Annotated in this window: 20 protein-coding genes; 7 read left to right on the top strand and 13 right to left on the bottom strand. The window is 53.0% G+C overall.

Annotated elements, in window-relative coordinates; all coding sequences use genetic code 11:
* Window position 1 precedes the first annotated feature (1 nt).
* The 7 genes from fliG to J0L72_01290 all read right to left on the bottom strand — a co-directional run bounded on the left by fliG (window position 2) and on the right by J0L72_01290 (window position 5,800).
* Window positions 2-1,015 carry a flagellar motor switch protein FliG gene (fliG, locus tag J0L72_01320; GenBank protein ID MBN8689411.1) on the bottom strand — a complete coding sequence of 338 codons (1,014 nt, stop codon included), beginning with the start codon at window positions 1,013-1,015 and terminating at the stop codon, window positions 2-4.
* Window positions 1,012-2,709: a flagellar M-ring protein FliF gene (fliF, locus tag J0L72_01315; protein MBN8689410.1), complete on the bottom strand. Its 1,698-nt coding sequence runs from the start codon at window positions 2,707-2,709 to the stop codon at window positions 1,012-1,014. The genes fliG and fliF overlap by 4 nt, the downstream gene beginning before the upstream one ends.
* A gap of 61 nt (window positions 2,710-2,770) precedes the next feature.
* The gene (gene fliE, locus J0L72_01310) at window positions 2,771-3,064 is read right to left on the bottom strand and encodes a flagellar hook-basal body complex protein FliE (protein MBN8689409.1); all 294 of its coding nucleotides are present in this window, start codon (window positions 3,062-3,064) and stop codon (window positions 2,771-2,773) included.
* Between the two features lie 28 nt (window positions 3,065-3,092).
* Complete coding sequence (gene flgC, locus J0L72_01305) at window positions 3,093-3,482, bottom strand: flagellar basal body rod protein FlgC (GenBank protein MBN8689408.1); 390 nt, start codon at window positions 3,480-3,482, stop codon at window positions 3,093-3,095.
* A gap of 3 nt (window positions 3,483-3,485) precedes the next feature.
* Window positions 3,486-3,857, bottom strand: a complete 372-nt coding sequence (gene flgB / locus J0L72_01300) for a flagellar basal body rod protein FlgB (protein MBN8689407.1) — start codon at window positions 3,855-3,857, stop codon at window positions 3,486-3,488.
* A gap of 143 nt (window positions 3,858-4,000) precedes the next feature.
* A complete protein-coding gene (gene sdhB, locus J0L72_01295) occupies window positions 4,001-4,780 on the bottom strand; it encodes a succinate dehydrogenase iron-sulfur subunit (protein MBN8689406.1) in 780 nt (259 codons plus the stop codon).
* Window positions 4,781-4,894: 114 nt separating this feature from the next.
* Window positions 4,895-5,800, bottom strand: a complete 906-nt coding sequence (locus tag J0L72_01290) for a prepilin-type N-terminal cleavage/methylation domain-containing protein (protein MBN8689405.1) — start codon at window positions 5,798-5,800, stop codon at window positions 4,895-4,897.
* Window positions 5,801-6,006: 206 nt separating this feature from the next.
* Between J0L72_01290 and J0L72_01285 the strand changes: the two genes are divergently transcribed.
* From J0L72_01285 to J0L72_01275, 3 genes are read left to right on the top strand one after another with little or no spacing between them, the layout of a single operon-like run.
* Window positions 6,007-6,756 carry a WecB/TagA/CpsF family glycosyltransferase gene (locus J0L72_01285; protein MBN8689404.1) on the top strand — a complete coding sequence of 250 codons (750 nt, stop codon included), beginning with the start codon at window positions 6,007-6,009 and terminating at the stop codon, window positions 6,754-6,756.
* Entirely contained in the window at window positions 6,753-7,295 is a 543-nt protein-coding gene (locus J0L72_01280) for a cob(I)yrinic acid a,c-diamide adenosyltransferase (protein MBN8689403.1), read from the top strand. Before J0L72_01285 ends, J0L72_01280 begins: the two co-directional genes overlap by 4 nt.
* Window positions 7,296-7,304: 9 nt before the next feature.
* Window positions 7,305-8,024 (top strand): hypothetical protein, encoded by a 720-nt coding sequence (locus J0L72_01275; protein ID MBN8689402.1) that lies wholly within the window; start codon window positions 7,305-7,307, stop codon window positions 8,022-8,024.
* On the opposite strand, the gene J0L72_01270 is transcribed toward J0L72_01275, so the two are convergent.
* Together J0L72_01270 and J0L72_01265 are read right to left on the bottom strand one after the other, a co-directional pair.
* Window positions 8,021-9,556 carry a hypothetical protein gene (locus J0L72_01270; protein MBN8689401.1) on the bottom strand — a complete coding sequence of 512 codons (1,536 nt, stop codon included), beginning with the start codon at window positions 9,554-9,556 and terminating at the stop codon, window positions 8,021-8,023. The two genes, J0L72_01275 and J0L72_01270, sit on opposite strands and share 4 nt — an antisense overlap.
* Window positions 9,556-10,632 (bottom strand): NADH-dependent flavin oxidoreductase, encoded by a 1,077-nt coding sequence (locus J0L72_01265; protein ID MBN8689400.1) that lies wholly within the window; start codon window positions 10,630-10,632, stop codon window positions 9,556-9,558. The genes J0L72_01270 and J0L72_01265 overlap by 1 nt, the downstream gene beginning before the upstream one ends.
* A 107-nt stretch (window positions 10,633-10,739) precedes the next feature.
* Between J0L72_01265 and J0L72_01260 the strand changes: the two genes are divergently transcribed.
* From J0L72_01260 to J0L72_01250, 3 genes are read left to right on the top strand one after another with little or no spacing between them, the layout of a single operon-like run.
* A complete protein-coding gene (locus tag J0L72_01260; protein MBN8689399.1) occupies window positions 10,740-10,979 on the top strand; it encodes a ferrous iron transport protein A in 240 nt (79 codons plus the stop codon).
* Between the two features lie 4 nt (window positions 10,980-10,983).
* The gene (locus J0L72_01255; GenBank protein MBN8689398.1) at window positions 10,984-12,942 is read left to right on the top strand and encodes a ferrous iron transporter B; all 1,959 of its coding nucleotides are present in this window, start codon (window positions 10,984-10,986) and stop codon (window positions 12,940-12,942) included.
* Window positions 12,943-12,982: 40 nt separating this feature from the next.
* Entirely contained in the window at window positions 12,983-13,438 is a 456-nt protein-coding gene (locus tag J0L72_01250) for a hypothetical protein (protein ID MBN8689397.1), read from the top strand.
* Here J0L72_01250 and J0L72_01245 read toward each other — a convergent pair.
* From J0L72_01245 to J0L72_01230, 4 genes are all read right to left on the bottom strand, one after another.
* A complete protein-coding gene (locus J0L72_01245) occupies window positions 13,435-14,595 on the bottom strand; it encodes a heavy metal-binding domain-containing protein (protein ID MBN8689396.1) in 1,161 nt (386 codons plus the stop codon). The two genes, J0L72_01250 and J0L72_01245, sit on opposite strands and share 4 nt — an antisense overlap.
* A gap of 23 nt (window positions 14,596-14,618) precedes the next feature.
* Complete coding sequence (nadA, locus tag J0L72_01240; GenBank protein MBN8689395.1) at window positions 14,619-15,719, bottom strand: quinolinate synthase NadA; 1,101 nt, start codon at window positions 15,717-15,719, stop codon at window positions 14,619-14,621.
* Window positions 15,720-16,208, bottom strand: a complete 489-nt coding sequence (locus tag J0L72_01235; protein MBN8689394.1) for a low molecular weight phosphotyrosine protein phosphatase — start codon at window positions 16,206-16,208, stop codon at window positions 15,720-15,722.
* Window positions 16,209-16,301: 93 nt separating this feature from the next.
* Entirely contained in the window at window positions 16,302-18,107 is a 1,806-nt protein-coding gene (locus tag J0L72_01230) for a DEAD/DEAH box helicase (GenBank protein MBN8689393.1), read from the bottom strand.
* 198 nt (window positions 18,108-18,305) lie between these two features.
* On the opposite strand from J0L72_01230, the gene leuD reads away from it, so the two are divergent.
* A complete protein-coding gene (gene leuD / locus J0L72_01225; GenBank protein MBN8689392.1) occupies window positions 18,306-18,902 on the top strand; it encodes a 3-isopropylmalate dehydratase small subunit in 597 nt (198 codons plus the stop codon).
* The last annotated feature ends 4 nt before the right edge of the window (window positions 18,903-18,906 follow it).

The following is an 18,906-nucleotide window of genomic DNA, read 5'->3' as shown; positions in this document are numbered from 1 at the left end:
CTTAGACAAGGATTTCTTCCTCGCCACTTCGTCCGACCTGAATCTCTCCAGCTTCTTCCAATCGGCGGATGATCGCCACGATCTTCTGCTGAGCTTCTTCGACGACGCGGAGCTTCACAGGTCCCATAAACTCCATGTCTTCCTTGAGCATGTTCACCGCACGCTCCGACATGTTCTTGAAAATCTTCTCTTGCACTTCCTGCGAAGTACCCTTGAGTGCCGTACCCAAGTCCTTCACATCCGTTTCCTTCAAGATCGCTTGGACCGCGCGGTCGTCCAGTCCGGTGATGTCTTCGAACACGAACATCATGTTCTTGATCACATCAGCAAGTTCTGGATTGCTGTCTGCAAGGTTGTCCAAGATCAATCGCTCGGTTGAACGATCCACTCGGTTGAGAAGATCCACCAACATCTTTGGTCCGCCGGTCTTCGACATGTCGCTCGAAATCAGACTGGAAACCTTCTTTTCCAAAACCTGTTCGACCCTACGGATAACTTCTGGCGGAGTTTGCTCCATCATTGCGATTCGCTCGGCGACTTCGGCTCGAAGCTCGGTAGGTAGCTTCGTCAAGATACTCGCGGACTGGTTCATCGGCATGTAAGCCAGGATCAGTGCAATCGTCTGCGGGTGTTCATCTTGGATAAAGCTGAGTACCTGCGCTGGGTCCGCACGCTTCAAGAATTCGAACGGCACCACCTGCATTGCATTGGTGATCTTTCGGATCATCATCTCAGCCTTTTCGGCACCCAATGCGGATTCGAGGAGCTTCTTGGCTTGGTCCACACCGCCTTCGGAGATGTACTCTTGCGCGGTGGCCATCTGGTGAAACTCGTTGATGATCTGCTCGCGGGTTTCCGCAGTGACTCGCTCCAGCCGGGCAATCTCCAGCGCCAACAGTTCAATTTCTTCTTCGTTAAGATGACTAATCACTGCGGCGGCTTCTTGAGGCCCAAGAAGAGTGAGCATGATGGCGGCTTTGCGCCGTGTGCCTAATTCGCTGTTTTGCTTTCTCATCGTCGTTCCTCCAAAATCCAGGTCTTGATCAACTTAGCCACGGCATCGGGCTTGCTAATCGCCATTTTCTTGATCTGCTCCAGCGGAATGTTCACCTTGTCGGGAATGTCATCCACATGAAGTTCTGTTTGTCCGGTTGCAGCCAAGGCATGAAGTGCTTGCGCAAGTTCACTACCACCCACGATATCAATCACTTGTTCGGTGGGGTTTTGTGGCATCGGAGCGGTCGGCGTGAAGCCTGGTGCCTGGGCCAATTCTCGCAGTTCCGGATGACTCTCAATCGTGGACATCGGCAAGGCAATGGTTCCAACTCCTGGGAGGGCAACTTCGACCTGCTGTCCCATCTTTGGCGCGGCCGACTTTCCAATCGACTTCGCAACCAAGAATCCAACGACGAGAAGAGCAACAATCGGCAACATCGAAATCATCTGCTGCATTTGGCTCGTTCGAGCGGCGGCGGCGGTTGCGGTTTCAGCGGCCTTCTTCTGACTAGCGTCAAATTCAACCGCGGTTACCGTCGCCTTGAAGTTGTCTGAATCGGTCGAGAGAGGGCCAAGATAGCCCGCAACGATCTGTTCGATCGGCGCAACGTCCTTGATGACCGCGCTATTCACCATCACGTTGATGGACATCCTCTCAAGATCGCCAGAGCCTTTCTGAATCGTTGTTCGCTTTTCATTGGTCTCGAACTCTTCGCGGGTTTGAGTTCCTGAATAATTCTTTGATTGGTTCGAGAGCGAATCGGCTGGTTGCTGGGTGTTGGAGATTGCGCCCGCAGCACCTTCTGCTCCGCCATCCGCGTTACCCATCTTTTCTTCAACCGTTTCGCTGACCACTGGCTTCTTGCTCGGGCCGCGCTCGATGCTATCTTCGCTGATCTTGTCAAAATTCAGCTTCAAAATCGGGATCTGAACGCGTGTGTTACCCAATCCAAAAACGGAGTCGAGTTTCTGTTGAAGGTCGCGCTCACGTCGAATCGCTTCTTCATTCTCGGCGGCGATCTTTGTGCTCGCGGCACCATTTGTCGTTCCATCCAGGGTGCCGTCAAACAGCATGTTCCCTTTGTCGGTGACCACGGTAATGTTCTTTTGGTCAAGTCCACGGACGCCGAATTGAACGAGGCGAACAATCGCCTGGGCTTGATCCGGGGTCAGCCTTGCGCTGGAGTCCTCTGAGATCACAATACTTGCCGTAGCGGGAGTGCGTTCCTGCGCAAATGGGGAATCGTCACCCAGGGCAAGATGGACCCGCGCGGCGGTGATTCCTTGAAACTTTTGGAGAGTGTTGGCCAATTCGCCTTCGATCGCGCTCTTGATCTTCTCGCGCTCGACTGCTGGCGAGGTCGTCATGTTGATCGAATCAAACGTGCCGTATCCCAGATTCCCAGACTGAGGCAATTTCTTGGCAACGGCGAGTTTTGCGCGAGCTTCGTTCACCTTGTTGCTCGGCACCATCACGTTACCGTTCGCGTCGTAATCCGCGGGAATGCCGAGCTTGTTGAGTTCTTCGACAATCATGCCTTGGTCTTGAGGGGACAACCCTCCAAAGAGCATCGACATGTTTGGACGACCAGCAAAAACAACTGCGCCAATGAGAAGCACAGTCAGGACGCCAGCTCCAAGCATCCATACGGGGCGCTGAGACTTATCAAGCCCCAACCACCAATCTTTTAATCTTTCAACAATATTGCCCATGGTCGGCGAACAACTTCCTTGTTCCGCCGATGGTCATGTCCCTGACAGATCTAGCTAAGCACTAAACCTGCATCCGAATCATCTCTTGGTAGGCTTCGAGCACCTTGTTGCGCACTTGCATGGTCAATTGCATTGACACGCTGGCGCGCTCCATCGAGATCATCAGATCGTCCACATCCACCGACTGACCCGCCATGAAAGATTCTTGCTTACCGCGGCTATCGTTTTGAGCCTGGTTCACTTCCTTCATGACGTCCATCAGCATGTCCCCGAAATCATCGCCGTTATCGCCTTTGAGTTGGCTGTTGAGATGATCTTGGATCTTTAGGTTCGGTGTCGCATTATCGATGCGCATGGATTTTGTCTCGCTTTAGGTTTCGTCTTTACGCTGCTTTTCCTATGTTCAAGGCGGCGGCGTACATTGATTTGGCGGAGTTGAATGCCGCCAAGTTGGCTTCGTAGGCTCGGCTTGCGCCGACCATATCCACCATTTCAAAAACTGGATTGATGTTCGTGTAGGTCACCCAACCATTGACCGCTGCGGGATTGTTTGGATCGTATTCGCGGCGTAGAGGACTTTTGTCCTGTTGGATTTCCAAGATCTTCACGCCATTCTGAGTGCCTTGTAGCACCACACTTTGGCGTCGAATCTCAGGTTGACCTGGCTTGTTGACAGAGTTTGCGTTGGCGATATTGCCGCTGATAACGTCCATTCGGAACCGTTCAGCGCTCATGCCTGAGCTGCTCACGCGCATGGCTCGACCGATATTCATGGATTATCTGCCCTCCCGGATCACTGATTTGAGTCCAGAGAAGTACCGGCCAGTCATTTCTGAGAGCATTCGGTAGTGGAGGTCGGTTTCGGCTAGCGCAACAACTTCAGATTCGAGATCAACGCTGTTGCCATCGCGCCGGATGCTTCCTTCGGTAATTTGAATGCCCTTATCGCCAAGCTGATGCTTGTTCAGGCTAAATCGATCGTTGGCGCGCTCGATTTCGATGCTGAAATCGATGTCCTTTCGCTTGTAATTTGGTGTGTTGACGTTCGCGAGGTTGTTAGATACCAACTCGTGACGCATGGAGGTTCGCTCCAGCGCCTTGCCCAAATTGTTGATATGTGAACCAAAAAGTCCTTGTAATATCTGCACGGTAGATTCCAATCCCCGCGCGTCCTTGCACTGTTTAGAGGAGCCGATCCGTGGTTCCCCATGCCCGCGTTTCTACTAGGGCACAATTGGGTTATCGGATCGGAACGGCAATTCTATAGGGGAATTGAACTCAAAATGCAGAATTACTTTTCGCTACCGGCGAATCCCATCCACTTCTTGAGTTTGAAGATGGTGGTGTCTCGGTTTGTACGAGCGATCGCGACCGTTAGCGGAACTCCCTTTGGGCAAACCTTGACGCAGTTTTGAGCGTTGCCACACCCTGTGATTCCTTCGCTGCTCGTCAGATAGTCAAACCGATCTTCCTCAAGCGACTTCCCGATTGGGTGGAGGTTGAAAAGCAGTGCTTGGCCCACTGCTGCGGGGCCAACAAACTCAGAGGACTCGTTAACCTGTGGGCAGGCCTCCATGCAGCAGCCGCATGTCATACAGCGGCTCAGAGCATATCGAAGTTGGCGCACGTGATCGTCCTGGGCAGGAGCCATGCCAAGGTCATAAGAACCGTCGATTGGCACCCAGGCCTTAACCTTGATCAGGTTCTCGAACATCTTCGATCGGTCAACACTGAGGTCACGAACCAATGGAAACTTCTTCATCGGCTCCAACGTGACTTCCAACGAGTCACCCATCTTCAATGCGACATCGTCGATCAACGCACTGCACGCTTGGCGGATGCCGCCGTTGATGTTCATTGTGCATGAGCCGCAAACCTCTTCGAGGCAGGCTGCATCCCAAACTGGCGGTGCGACGTGCTTGCCTTCGATCGTTACCGGATTTTTTCGGACCTCCATCAAGGCGGAGATCACATTCATGTTCTCTCGATACGGAATCTCGAAAACATCAAGGTGGATCGGCGCGCCCTTGGATGTCTGGCGATGAACCTTCAAACGGATGACGGTAGGCATGTTCGTGTAGCTCTATTTTATCCCTACGAGATCAAGATTCGTTTTGGCTCATCGATAAACAAACAAATCCCCTGGCGAATTGCCAGGGGATTTGTTCTTCACGATGTTTCGAAATTACTCGCTTGGTTCAGCAGAGTAGTTTGGAATACCGTTGAGGTCGTATGGCAGGTTGTAAACCGGCAAGGTAGCTGGGGAACCAGTGGTGTACAGGTCGGCAGCGGTGCCTGGAATTACAGCGTTGTAGCGGAAGACCTTTGCGTGGCCGTCAGTGAAGCTGACAACGCAGTTGTCGCCGTATCGCGAAACGCCACCGAAATTAAATCGGTTGAACGGCGAAGTTGGCTGAGCATAGCCACCAATTCGGGCGAGAGTTCCGCCAGCGCTGGTCCACTTTTGGCTCCACTTGGTCCACCAAGTGGTGTTGGTCTTTTCAGCGTTTGGAATTGTTGGGCGTTGGCCTTGCGAAGTGTACTTAGCTTCAAAGAAGAGGACAGTGTTGACTGGATCGTCGATCACGCCTTCAGCGCAGACTGGGTCGGCGCCGCCGAGCGATGGAGCAACAGCTGGATCTTCGAAAACTGCGAAGTTGAAGCCGTAGCCTGCTCGGGTGATAGTGCCTGCTGGCTGAGTGCCTGCCAAAGCGTTCAGGATTTCCTTCCACTTGATGGCGTCGCCTTCAGCTGGGCTCTTAAGAATATCGGTGTTCTTAAGGTAAGGCATGGTGGCATCATAAGCTGCGAAAGCTCGGGTTGCAGCACCTGGAGTGAAAACGCTGACGCCAGCGGTTGCATTGTAGTTAGCACCGGTTGCATCGTAGATGCTCTGTGCGAAGCACTGGTCGTTTTCGTCCTTGTACATGATGGCGCCGAGCGTCAATTGCTTGGCGTTGTTGATGGACTGAGTCTTCTTAGCGGCTTCTCGGGCCGAAGCAAAAACTGGGAAAAGAATGGCTGCGAGGATCGCGATGATCGCGATGACCACGAGCAATTCGATCAGGGTGAAGGCTTTTCGATTGCGCATTACGGGTTTTTAGATTCTCCTAAATGGATTGCTTGGGAAAATTTGCTTGGTCAACCTTTTTGGTGGTCAATCCAAGCGCTAACGGACGACTATAGCACGAATTTTTCTAAATTCCAACATTTTTGTCTTGATTTATTTAAAATCCGAGCATCTCTACTGATGAGGCAATTACCAGTCCCGCAGGTACAATCCCAGCACCCGCGATCATGGTTGCCCAGACCGTCCATCCCAATCCAAATTCAGTACACATTCTGGGTGTCGACGTTTCGCTGCTCGACATGGAGCAAACCTTGGCGCTGCTTCAAGCTCAAATCGCTTCAAGAGAACCAAGTCTCGTCGTCACCGCGAACGCAACCGCTTTGGTTATTGCTCACGACGATCCACGCTTTTTGACGGAAATGAAGTCCGCAAAGTTCGTGACTGTCGATGGATCGGGTTTGCAATGGGCCATTCGGCGCAAAGGACACCCAATTGTGCCCAAAGTCACCGGGGTGGACTTGGTGGAAAGGCTGTGCGACCTCAGCGTCAAACACGGCTACCGAATCGCCTTCGTCGGCGGTGAACCTGGGGTCGCCGAGCTCGCAGCGGATAATTTGAAGAAACGGTTTCCCGGCTGTAATATCGTCCTCGCTAGGCATGGCTACTTCAAGCCAGATGAAGATGCCAAAGTCGCAGAAGAGATAGCAATCGAAAAACCGGATGTGCTTTTTGTCGCGATGGGGATGCCACGGCAAGAACGCTTTATCCTCTCAACGATGAACGTGATCCAAGCTCCAATCGCTGTTGGAGTGGGTGGCTCACTTGATGTTTTCAGCGGAAGAACGAAGCGTGCCCCAAAAGTCATCCAAAAACTGCACCTGGAATGGTTGTGGAGATCTATTCTAAATCCATACAAGTTCAAAAAACTCACCGCGCTACCTCGCTTCATTGTCCTAGCGCTCAAGGAGAAGAAATGAAAATTTATACTAAAACCGGGGACAAAGGCACCACTGGTCTCATCGGCGGCAGTCGCGTTTCCAAAAGTAGCGACCGAATCATGGCGCTAGGCGTGATTGACGAGCTAAACGCCCAGCTCGGCCGATGCCGGTGTGAATCGAAAGGAGCCGAACTCGACTCTTATCTGTTCCGGATTCAAAATCAACTTTTCCAAATCGGAGCGCAGGTCGCAACACCCCAAGGCTCGCCTCACTTTAAGATCGGGATCACATCAGAAGAGATCGAGACTCTTGAGTCTGAAATGGACGCTTTCACGGACCGCCTTCCACCGCTCAAGAATTTCATCCTCCCCGGCGGATGCGCACTAGCTGCCGAACTGCATGTCGCAAGATCGACTTGTCGACGTGCTGAACGAGAATTGATTCGGCTACAGGAATCGTTGGACGAATGCGCCGAACCTCTCAAATTTCTAAACCGTCTTTCTGACTGGTTGTTCGTCGCCGCCCGGATCGCGAATCTCCTGGCCGGCGTCGAAGATGTCGTTTGGAAGTCCCACTAAGTCAAAACCATGGTTTCTCTCATCCTCGCTTCGCAGATTCTGGTCCAAGCACCAGCTCAATCCCCGGCTGCAATGGTCTCCAAAATGCTGGCGCGCTACTCCTCGGCCAAAGCTCTGTACGGAACAATCACCTTTCGCCAGACCTTCGAGCAGAACAAGTCCGAAATCCAGACTTATGTGCAGTTCCAACGCCCAGACAAACTTTATATTCGGCAGACAAAGCTCGGCGATCCGAAGGTCAACATTACTGCCGCTGATGGTCAATTGGTGACCTACGAAGTCCCACCAAATTCCCTGTCGAAACCAGGCCAGCGAATGTATGAACCGCAATGGCGTAACGGAATTCAGTCGATCATCCAAGAGGTTTACACTGCGGCATCAGCGAGCCTAATCGACCGGTCCCCGGCGCTCGATATTCTCATCGGTAAGAAGGAATATTTGAAGTTTCGCGCGGAACAATTGGCAACCGTCGGTTGGCTGAACGACACTGCACCTGCTGCTGGTCAATCGGGCGTCATCGTCGGGAACTGGCGCGAATATCCTCGCGCAGATGTCTCTGGCAAATACAGCCTCAGCATCACCAGTGATGGTGATCTCGCCAGGTATCAGGTGCAAGAAAGCATCGTCTTGCCCGGCGAGAGAAACCCAAAGCTCGTGGTTAGCGACTGGAGCCTTTCGATAAAAGTCGGCGAGCCAGGCGACTTGAACCTATATAAAGTCAAGCGCTAAGGTCGAATCGCTATCTCAAGCTGTGGCGGTTGACGATCTAGAATCGCCTTTTCATTCGGCACGGCAGCCTTGACGCTTGCCGTCCAAATGATCACGTCACCAGGATTGACTCTGGGGCGCCGCATCAATTGATACTGCACTGGCCACGCCTCAGTGATCTGATGGGTATCAAACAATCGGCTCGGCTCTCGGCCCGGAGTCTGCAACCAAAATACAGAGTCCATGTAAGTGCTGTTCAACCAAGGAAGAATCGCATAGAGCTGGCCCGACTGTTGGATGGTCCATGTTGCTTTGAGTTCGGCGCCAGAAAGAAGATTCGTGACCATGACTTCGCCGGACCCCAAGCTCACCAGCTTTGGTTCCAGGTACGGCTGAACGGTTTCGGACTTGTAGAAGTGCAATGTCGGTCGATCAGTGTAGGCTGCGACACGCTGCCGATAGGTCAATCGCAGACTCAGTTTTTCGCCCGGTTTAAATTGAAACGCCCTCGCTGGATCGGGCTGCCCGGCGGTCCAACTCGCCAGCCACTCCCCAGACTCGTTGATCAGATCGGCCATCCGCCAACCGCTCGGCACCAATGTATCGAGATGCACCCCCCGGAAGCTACCAACAGGAGCGACGAACTTCTGTTCTGTTCGATAGATCACTCCGCCGCTGGGTACGACAACCTTTCCAAGTTGGACTGCGGACCGCGGCGCGATTGGCGCCTTTCTTCCCCGAAAACTGGGTTCGCCAAATCCGCTTGCCCGGCCCTGTAATACCCATTGTCTGATGATTTCGACTTCTTCAATTGGAATCACGTGAGGGCGGTTCACCACTCCCACCATATCAGTCCGAAGATATGGGGGCATCTTCCCGGTCGCCATCGTGTCGCGGATCATCGGTGCCCAGCGACGAACATCTTCATAGCGGTCTAGCCGGATCGGAGAAACCCCGTTTGGCTGGTGGCAAGGAAGGCAATGTTGAGCCAGAATTGGCTCGACATCTCGCGCGTAATTCATCCCTTCGAGCGTTTCCTTGACATCCGGCAAAGAAATCAAGCACCCGTTCGATTTTGTCCTGGTAATTGTGACAGGCATTCCAGCCAGCGCAGAATCAAGCGCATCGGTCAAATAGTTAGTGCTGGATGTGGTTTGTGTGGGAGCATCGTCGATCGCGCCGAAGTAAATTAGCTCGCCGTTCGGGCTCAAAACAACGGCTGTCGGCACTCGAATGACTCCATATTGATAGGCTTCTTTCGCCTTAGGGTCGATGCGCCAATTCCAAGAATGCCCGCGCTTCCTAAGGACCGACTCCACAACTCTGGCGGTCTCACCGTCTTGGCTAAAGATCGCTTCGAAAGCGACCCCTTTTGCCGAGTAAATCTGAGTGATCTGGTTGATCTTGTGCGTATAGGATTCTGCGACCGGGCATTCCACACTCCAGAACAAGAGCACTTTTGGTTTCGGAGTGGTCTGTGCGCGGATTGGAATGATCGCCATCCAAACGAACAGCACCGCAATCCCAATCCATCGCAACATTCCGGTGATCACTAATCTTCTATTTCGGCAGAATCGGCTTCTTCCCTTTCCACCCAATCTGGGATTCCAATCAATTTTTCGACGAGTTTGTTTGGAATCAGCGTTCGCTCGTGGATATCCTTTCGCGGGAGTTTGTGTATTGGCTCCTCGCCTGCATTGATCTTATTGAGCCAATTCGGATCGGTAAGTGCGCTCCGTCCAATTGCGACAAACTCGGCGCCAGTGCGCGCCGCTTCGTCCAAATCGGACTTTGTACGAATGCCGCCAACGATCATCAGTGGTTTCCGCCCATCAATCTGCCGTAAAACCGTTTGGACAATCGGTTCATCGGTGCCATCCATTGCAGATTTCATCCGAAAATCTCGAGTAGATAAGTGTAAGTAATCAATATCAAAATTGCACAATTCTTCAACGAAGCGCAAAGTCTGCTCGATTCGAATACCAGGCGTTTCGATCTCCTCCGGAGACAATCGATAGCCCACAAACATCTCGCCGCGCTCCGCAAGAACTTCTTTGATGACTTGTTTGGCGAACAGGAACTTGTCCTTTCCGTACTCATCCTCGCGCCGATTCGAATGGGGACTGACGAATTGCTGGAGCAGGTAAGTATTCGCCCCATGAATCTCGATTCCATCGAAACCGGCGAGTCGTGCACGCCTTGTTGCTGCGCCAAACGAAGCCGCCGTTTCCAGGATTTCCTCACGAGTCATCTCTTCTGGAGTCTCGGCTCCCGGGCGAAGCGCAGGTATTGCGGATGCTGAGAGCAACCTTCCGGATAACGCCGCTTTGCCCATCCGGCCGCCATGATGAATCTGGAGAACAGAGGCTGCTCCGTATCTCTTGCAGATCTGGGCGAACGGAACAAAGTTCCTCTCGATCGCCTCATCAATATCCCCCCTCCATTGACCCGTAAACGCCTTCCCCCACGGGTGCACATAATTTGCGGCGGAAAGGATCATGCCGTAGCCATCTCTGGCCCTCGATTCAATGAATTGCAGCTCCTCGTCGGTGATGTAGCCCTCTTCCGAGCTTGAATAAGTGGTCATCGGAGCAAGGGCGAACCGGTTCTTTAGCTCGAAATTCCTCAATCTATACTTTTCATTCAACATTTTCAAATTTCTACGCGGGAATTCCGTTTTTTCGCTCGTAGTGAACCTAGTCATAAGGTACCTTTAACCTAGAGTTTCTCACTGAAATGAGCGACAAGAAGAACCTGTCCAAAGTTAGTCCTGGCACAAAGGCAAAGGTCGTGCGGTACCTCTGCGAAGACGAGTGTGCGCTCCGGCTTCAGGAAATGGGCATGTGCCCTGGAACAGAGATTTCGGTGGTGAAAAAGGCACCTTTGGGCGATCCGATCGAAGTCGAATTCAGGCGATGTCGCCTCTGCTTGCGAAAGAGCGAACTCGAAAATGTCGAAGTAGAGGTCGAAGACTAGTCAAATGCCAAACTCGGTTTGGCGCAAGTCGGCGCTGATCGGCCTTATTGGCAACCCAAACGCAGGGAAAACTTCTGTATTTAACGCCCTGACCGGGATGAACGCGAAGGTCGGCAACTACGCCGGTGTCACGGTCGAAAAGCACTCCGGGACCTTTCAAGCAGGCGATATCGAGTGTGAAATTGTCGATATTCCGGGTCTGTACACCCTGAACGCTCTCTCAAAAGATGAGGAGATCGCCGCAGAGGCGATTCGAGGCACCAGCGATAGTGAGCGCCCAGCCGATATCATGGTTGTCGCCATCGATGCGGTGAATCTGGAGCGCAACCTTTTCTTCTTCTCACAGGTCATCCAGCTCCAAACCCCGATCATCGTGGTCCTCACGATGACCGATCTTCTTGGCGGCCGAGGCATGTCGGTCGACTTGGCTAAGCTTGAAGAGATGCTCGGCGTCCCGGTTGTCGCTGTTGTCGCGCATAAGCGAACAGGAATCGCCAGGCTCAAAATGGCGATCCAGCAGGTTCTCGAGTCTGGACAAACACCTCCCGCCATCGAATTCAGCGACATCAAAGATCGCTATCGATGGGCCGAAAGCGTATTCCACGCCTCGGTAAAGCAAGATCCAGCCGCCAGAAAGAAGTCGCGCACCGACAAAATCGACAAACTCCTCACCCACCGATTTTTTGGTCTCGTTTTCTTTCTGTTTGTCATGTATGCGCTCTTCCAGTCGGTTTACACACTAGCGAAACCACTCATGGAAGTGATCGAAAACGTGTTCGACTTTGTTGGAAACAAGTTGAGCGCAATGCTTGCACCCATACCGTGGTTGCAATCGCTGATCGTCGACGGAATTCTTGCTGGTGTGGGCGGGGTTGCCGTATTCTTGCCTCAAATCTTGATCCTATTTGGGCTGATTTCGGTGCTAGAAGGATCTGGATATCTCGCCCGCGCGAGTTTCCTGATGGACAAGTTGCTGAGCTGGTGTGGGCTTAACGGCAAGGCGTTTATCCCCTTGTTGTCGTCGTTTGCCTGCGCGATTCCAGGCATCATGGCGGCGCGAATCATGCCGGATTCCCGATCGCGACTTCTAACGATTCTCATTGCGCCGTTGATGTCATGCTCTGCGCGCCTGCCAGTCTATGTCCTGCTGATTGGCGCGATTATCGAACCGAAGTATGGTCCGGTCGTTGCGGGATTAACGCTGTTCGCGATGCACTCAGTCGGCGTCATCATGTCGATTCCGATCATCATTCTCCTCAATCGGAAGGTGCTCCGGGCAAACAAGCTCCCATTCTCAATGGAACTTCCGCCGTACCAAATGCCCAAATGGCGCGATGTTTTCAACGCGATGGTCGGACGCGGAAAGGTGTTCCTTCAAACCGCCGGTACGGTCATCATCGTCATGTCGGTGATCATTTGGGGGCTCCTCTACTTCCCCCGTAGCGCCGAAGCCGATGCTCGCTATTTGACCGAGTACCGCACTAGCCTGTCCACAGCACAAAAGGAAGTCATCTCCGAAGAGAATTACGTCGATGGGAAGCGGCTCGAGAACTCAATCCTCGGCAATATTGGGCGCGCGATTGAACCCGCGTTCGCCCCGGCAGGATTCGATTGGAGAATCAGCACCGCGATATTGGCCGCATTCCCCGCAAGAGAAGTTCTCGTCAGCTCGCTTGGAATCATCTTTGACTTGGGCAGCGACCAAGATGAAGAATCAAACCACTTGCGCGGCGCGATGCGTGAAGCGACATGGCCAGACGGCCGCCCGCTCTTGACCACCGGCGCGACGTTTGCGCTCATGGTTTTCTTTGCGCTATGCAGTCAATGCGGCGCGACTCTGGCCACGATCAAACGTGAGACGAACACCTGGGAATGGCCAATTTTCACCTTCGTCTACATGACCACGCTCGCCTACTTGATGGCCGTCCTCGTCAACCAAACAATCAATCTATTTTCAAAGTAGCTGCAGTCGAATCCGGTCGCCGCACGTACCTTGTATTGCTATGAACGATCGAACCAAATACGTCATCACGATGTTGCTCCTTGCATTCAGCTTCATCATGCTTGTCGTTGAAGTTCGGACGATGCACCAATTCGTGATGCGCCGGGACTCAGCGGCCTACATACCGATGGTTTACGGATTGGTCGCCGCCATTGCTGCCTTGGCGGGCATCTCCACTAACCGGACGGTGCGCTCAGTCGCAACGGTGGTCTTTATTGCCGGGATCGCTGTCGGCGTGATTGGCTTTATGCGGCACACCGAAAACCAGCCAACGAAAGCGCTGAGTTTGCTCAAACCGTTTGGTTTGAATGTCGCTCCTGCCCACTCCGACGATGACGATGAACATGAAGAGGAGCGAGGCGAGGCGCCCTATCTGCCGCCATTGAGCATTGCCGGATTGGCAACAATCGCCGCCGTCCAAACCTGGCCAAAGGCTCGCCGCCGATCCTCGGATTAAGGCGTCGGCGAAAAGTCGCGGTCGTTCAGGTTTCTTGCCTTGCTCTTTTCGGCAGCGTTGAAGAACGTGTCCTTATCGTGCATCACCGCCTGTGGTGGAAGCTGTGCCGACTGAGTCTTGATGCCATCGACTTTCTGAATCGCGGTGCCAATCGCCATAAACTCGATCATGCCGCCACCCAACTCGTAAACATAGGTTTTGATACCAACTACATCGTCCGCGCCCACTCGCTCGGCGTCCACATTGATGTGATGGAGTGCGTTCTCCCGCGCTTCGTACACAAGCGAAGTCAGCTCGTTGATTTCACCGCGAGAAAACGACTTGAAGAACGCAGAAAATCCGCCCACGATGCCGAGGGAATAAACGCTTACGCCCAAAACAAGTTCGCGGGGCATGTATCCGAGTTGAGCGAGGTTCCACATCTCTTGGCAAGTCAGGTCACTCGTCACCGGATCGTCAAAGGTGTGCTGACCGTAAAGATCGTGAGTGGACGCGGTGCCAATCATCAGCATCTCTTGCATTCCGCCGAACGGCACGATCGATGTGTTAATGCCGAGTACGCAGTTTGCCCCGTACCTCTTTGCATCGTTTTTTATCCGCTCCAGTGCTAAGTGGCGAGTTTTATTAAAGATTTCGCTGTATTCGTGCACTTCTCCACGCGCAAAACTTCGGAATGCACCCCGAATCCCACCTCCGATTCCGATCGAATAAGCGACATTTCCAAAGGCGAAATGACGCGGATGGTAGCCTGCATCCAACTGGCAGAAGAGATCTTGCCCATCAGCACTCGTGCTGAACTCAAGGTGTTCGGCGTCGACGCCGGGGCGATGCACGCAGGAACCTACGCTGAGAAACTCGATGCCAACGCCATGCTGAATGAGTTCGCTTGTTACGCCAGTGATGCCAATCGCGCCACCCAAGTCTGTCCAAGCGCACATACGATCAAAGCTCGCCTGGCGTCCATCGTGAATGATCTGTGTGACTTCGTGAACTTCACCGCCCGCGAGTGTTTTGAGCCCAGCACTCAGCGCGCCGCCAAATCCCATCGACCACACGCTGTTTCCGATGACCAGTTCGCCAGCCTCCATCCCCTTCTGGTGAAGACAGTACATTTCGTTTCCGCTGAGCGCAGTGTTGAGTGGCCGTTTGATTGGCATAAATCAACCGTACCCAATTCGAGTTAATTGGGTATGGCGAGCATCCGATCAAGAGCGATTTTGCTCAGCCGGGCCACTTCAGAATCCACTTTGACGTGATTCATCACGCGGCCTTCGACGAGTTCTTCCAGCGCCCAACAAAGAAAGCTGGGGTGAATTCGGTACATCGTCGAGCATGGGCAGATTTGCGGATCGAGGCAGAAAATCTTCTTGTCAGGCATCTCCTTGGCAAGACGATTGACCAGATTGATCTCCGTACCAACAGCCCAGGTTGATCCTGATGGAGCCTCGGTAACCGTCCTGATGATCCGCTCGGTACTTCCGTTTTCATCAGCGGCGCGGACAACATCTAGTGGGCACTCAGGATGAACGATCACCCGGCAACCGGGGTTGACGGCCCGGGCTTCTTCAATCTGAGCGACGGTGAATCGCTGATGAACCGAGCAGTGCCCTTTCCACAAGATAAATTTGGCAGCGGCTAAAGCTTCTTGCGTGTTGCCGCCAAGCGGCTTGAAGGGATCCCACACCACCATCTCAGTTTCAGGATCAAAACCGAGCTTGACACCCGTATTTCGGCCAAGGTGCTGATCGGGGAAGAACAACACTTTTTCACCTTGCTCAAGCGCCCATTTCACCACGCCTGGTGCGTTGGTGCTCGTGCAAACCGCGCCACCATTCTCTCCCACAAATGCCTTCAGATTCGCCGCACTATTGATATAAGTTATCGGGATAATCTTGAACTTTGCCCGAATGGATTGAAGTTGCTTCCAGCACGATTTCACTTGGAATGAATTGGCCATATCGGCCATGCTGCAACCCGCAGCCATATTCGGCAAGATCACGATTTGGTGATCTGCGGTCAAAATGTCTGCGCTCTCGGCCATAAAATGGACGCCGCAAAAAACGATGTACTTCGCGTCAGGATGACTGCCCGCGTCCTTGGCGAGCTTGTAGCTATCACCTCGGAAATCCGCATGGGCGATGATCTCATCCCGTTGGTAGTGGTGCCCAAGAATCACCAGATCGCGCCCGAGTTTCTGCTTTGCGCGGTCAATCCGACTCGCGCATTCTTCGGGTGACAACTCCGAATACTGCTTGGGCAACGGTTGCTGGATCGGTTTCATTTAGGCACTGGGCGCGGCGACTTTGAGCTCATTCTTTAGATGATTCAAAAGACCACTGTTAGATTCTACGAGCAAATTGTAAACCTGTTCAAATCCATCCATTTCGCCGTAATATGGATCCGGGACTTCCATCCCTTTGTGGTGTTCGCTCCAATCCATCATCAGGCTGATTTTCTCTGGAATCGCACCAGGCCAATTCCGAATATTTTGGACGTTTGATCGGTCCATTCCGATGATGTAATCAAAGTCTTGGAAGTCGCGAGAAGAAATTTGCCGAGCGCGATGGTTGATCGGCGCGGCATGAATTGCGGCAGTTTCTCGCGCACGGCGATCAGGAAGTTCTCCGCTATGCCAACTGCCTGTACCGGCCGAATCGACATGGATTTGGTCTTCGAGCCCATGCTCAGCCACCATTTTCTTGAGAACGGCTTCGGCCAAAGGGCTACGGCAGATGTTGCCAAGACAAACGAACAGTACACGTATTTTCATGCTTTTCCGCTAGTTCGGGCAACGTTGCCACGCGCAGAATTCACTTCCTAGAGAACTCTGCGCCGGACAATTGTACTCGAATTGCGAGAATATTCAGCGTGCGTTGCGCTTCTTGGGTTTGCCGAAGCTCTTGCCGAACGATTTACTCGAATTCTTGTTATAAGACTTCACCGAAGGCTTGCCAGCAGGGCGACCATAAGACCGCTTTTGACCATCTGGACGTTGGCCGCTATCGTTGGAATGCCAACGGCTTGTACTGGCTTCTCTCAGCTGCGCCTCGCCGATCGCCTGAATCCGGCTCGAAAATTTCTTCTTGCCAAAGCTGGATGCTGGGGCGGAAGGTCGCTGGCTGGGCTTTGAGTCCCACGAAGGTCGGTATTCGCGTTGCTCGCCGCGATCTTGCGCCGGCCCGCTAGGCTTTCGGTCATTCCAAACTTTGCGTTCTGGGCGAGCGTTTCGATCTTGTCGATCTCCGCGAAATGGTCGCTCATCTCGCGATGGGCGTTCTGCACGCGCGGGTCGAAAATCTTCCCGAGGTCGCTCGGCGCGCTCAGGGCGATTGGTTCGCTCCGATCGCTCAAACTGCGGACGTTCAAACTGCGGGCGATCTGATTGTGGTCGCTCAAATTTCGGTCGTTCGAAGGTTGACTCAGCTGTATCTCGTGAATCAGGACGTGCAAACCGATCTGGCTTGCTGGACCGCACTTGTCGCTTGGGTCTGCTGTTCTCTCGGTTAACGTTTCGACCGCGGCCGCCGCGCTTTCCACCAGCGCCGAGATGCTCTGGCACTTCGATCTTGCTGAGCGGGGAAACCGGGATTCCTTGCCGGATCAATTTTTCGATTTCTCGAAGCGTGCGCATTTGGTCAGGAATCACGAACAGAATGCTGTGACCTTCAGCTCCTGCACGACCAGTTCGGCCGATTCGGTGCACATAGTCGTCCGGATTGTCCGGCATATCAAAATTGAGGACGAGCTCGATTTCCTTAACATCGATACCGCGAGCGGCGATGTCCGTCGCGACCAAAATTTGATAGTAGCCGCGCTTAAATCCTGCAAGCGCTTCGCGGCGCTGATTCAAGCTTCGATCGGAGTGGATTTCAGCAGACTTGAAGCCGCAAATGTTGAGGTGCTTGTTGAGCTTCTGCGCGCCAAATCGGGTTCGGGCGAACACCAAAACGGGTCCTCGAGTTTCGCTCAAGATATCGGTCAACATGTCCAGCTTGTCGTGGTGCTGCAAAAACACTGCCGACTGTGAAACCAATTCGCTCGCTGTTCCAGCCTGGGCGACTTCCACACGGTGAGGATTGTTCAGGTAGCTATCCGCGAGCGAAACAATTTCATTCGGCATGGTTGCGCTGAAGAGCATCGTTTGTCGGTCTTTTGGACAAGCAGCGAGAATGCGCTGGATACTCGGGGCAAATCCCATGTCAAGCATCCGGTCGGCTTCGTCCAAAACGACAATCTTGACGCGGTCCAACTTCATGGTTCGCTGCGAAAGATGGTCTTCGAGTCGGCCGGGAGTTGCGATGATTACTTGATGCGGGCGTCGCAGCTTGTGGATCTGCCCGGGCATCGGTGCACCGCCAATCAGCAGAACACAAATCAGGTGCAGCGAGCGCAAAGTCTCTTCGATCTGGTGGGCCAATTCCCGCGTTGGAGCAAGAACCAACGCGACTTCGCCTGGATTCAAGTTGCTGGCCAGCGGCAATCCAAAGGCTAACGTCTTTCCGGTACCGGTTTGTGCCAGTCCGATGAGATCGTGTCCTTCAATTCCAATCGGAATCGATTCTTCCTGGATCGGTGTCGGGGTGACGATGTTGTTCCGCTTCAAGAGCTCGCACAGTCGTTTGGACACGCCGAGGGCGTGAAAATTCTTCGTATCTATAGTGGTTTGCATTAAGAGTCTATTTAGTTGTTGCAATTGGCGGCGCAGGAGAATGGTGAGCCCGCCTGGCAGATGGTTTGAGCCCCTGCGCGATGCAACTTGCCCTAATCGTGATTAGGGACGCACGAACTCCAATGCTACGAGGAATCTCGTAGAAGTTAGCAAGGTACCCGTTTCAATCCTCAAAAGTCCATCATAATGGACGCAACTATGAGCGGATTGACCACTCACACTGGAAGAATTGCGGTTCTAAACCAAGATCATGTCGATACAGACCGGATTATTCCCGCTCGATTTTTGACCATGGTCACCAAGACTGGCTACGGTGAATTGGCGTTCAAAGACGTGCGCGGAGCCGATTTTCCGCTCGACCAGCCAGAAGCAAAAGGCGCGACAATTCTCGTCGCTGGGACGAACTTCGGATGCGGCAGTAGCCGCGAGCACGCTGTTTGGGCCATCCAGCAAGCCGGTTTTCATGTCGTCATCGCAAAGAAGACCGCAGAGACTCCTGGATACAGCGACATCTTTCGAGGCAACGCTGCCAACTGCGGACTTGCGCTGATCGAACTTGATGAAGCTGATCATTCCGAGCTCGCTTCGCACCCACAAGGCACCGAATGCACGATTGATCTTCCAGCGCAAACCGTGAATTGTATGGGCAAATCCTATCATTTTGAAATTGCACCTGCAACCAAAATTCAGCTCATCGAAGGTCTGGATTTGATCGGCCTGACGCTTCGCCATAAAGATGATATCGACGCTTACGAAAAAGCGTCTAATGCTTACGTACCCAAACCATCGGTGTAGACTA

This window comes from Armatimonadota bacterium, from assembly GCA_017303935.1.
GTDB lineage: Bacteria > Armatimonadota > Fimbriimonadia > Fimbriimonadales > Fimbriimonadaceae > JAFLBD01.
Note: the sequence above shows the minus strand (reverse complement) of the source record. Positions and strands in the feature narration are given on the sequence as shown.

Bases quoted from the DNA above. Each gene is read 5' to 3' on its own strand.
- fliF (MBN8689410.1), bottom strand. From the start codon at position 2,709: ATGGGCAATATTGTTGAAAGATTAAAAGATTGGTGGTTGGGGCTTGAT.
- leuD (MBN8689392.1), top strand. From the start codon at position 18,306: ATGAGCGGATTGACCACTCACACTGGAAGAATTGCGGTTCTAAACCAA.
- flgC (MBN8689408.1), bottom strand. From the start codon at position 3,482: ATGAATATCGGTCGAGCCATGCGCGTGAGCAGCTCAGGCATGAGCGCT.
- J0L72_01255 (MBN8689398.1), top strand. From the start codon at position 10,984: ATGCCAAACTCGGTTTGGCGCAAGTCGGCGCTGATCGGCCTTATTGGC.
- J0L72_01285 (MBN8689404.1), top strand. From the start codon at position 6,007: ATGGTTGCCCAGACCGTCCATCCCAATCCAAATTCAGTACACATTCTG.
- J0L72_01280 (MBN8689403.1), top strand. From the start codon at position 6,753: ATGAAAATTTATACTAAAACCGGGGACAAAGGCACCACTGGTCTCATC.
- J0L72_01260 (MBN8689399.1), top strand. From the start codon at position 10,740: ATGAGCGACAAGAAGAACCTGTCCAAAGTTAGTCCTGGCACAAAGGCA.
- J0L72_01245 (MBN8689396.1), bottom strand. From the start codon at position 14,595: ATGCCAATCAAACGGCCACTCAACACTGCGCTCAGCGGAAACGAAATG.
- fliG (MBN8689411.1), bottom strand. From the start codon at position 1,015: ATGAGAAAGCAAAACAGCGAATTAGGCACACGGCGCAAAGCCGCCATC.
- J0L72_01230 (MBN8689393.1), bottom strand. From the start codon at position 18,107: ATGCAAACCACTATAGATACGAAGAATTTTCACGCCCTCGGCGTGTCC.
- J0L72_01235 (MBN8689394.1), bottom strand. From the start codon at position 16,208: ATGAAAATACGTGTACTGTTCGTTTGTCTTGGCAACATCTGCCGTAGC.
- J0L72_01275 (MBN8689402.1), top strand. From the start codon at position 7,305: ATGGTTTCTCTCATCCTCGCTTCGCAGATTCTGGTCCAAGCACCAGCT.
- fliE (MBN8689409.1), bottom strand. From the start codon at position 3,064: ATGCGCATCGATAATGCGACACCGAACCTAAAGATCCAAGATCATCTC.
- nadA (MBN8689395.1), bottom strand. From the start codon at position 15,719: ATGAAACCGATCCAGCAACCGTTGCCCAAGCAGTATTCGGAGTTGTCA.
- J0L72_01290 (MBN8689405.1), bottom strand. From the start codon at position 5,800: ATGCGCAATCGAAAAGCCTTCACCCTGATCGAATTGCTCGTGGTCATC.
- sdhB (MBN8689406.1), bottom strand. From the start codon at position 4,780: ATGCCTACCGTCATCCGTTTGAAGGTTCATCGCCAGACATCCAAGGGC.
- J0L72_01250 (MBN8689397.1), top strand. From the start codon at position 12,983: ATGAACGATCGAACCAAATACGTCATCACGATGTTGCTCCTTGCATTC.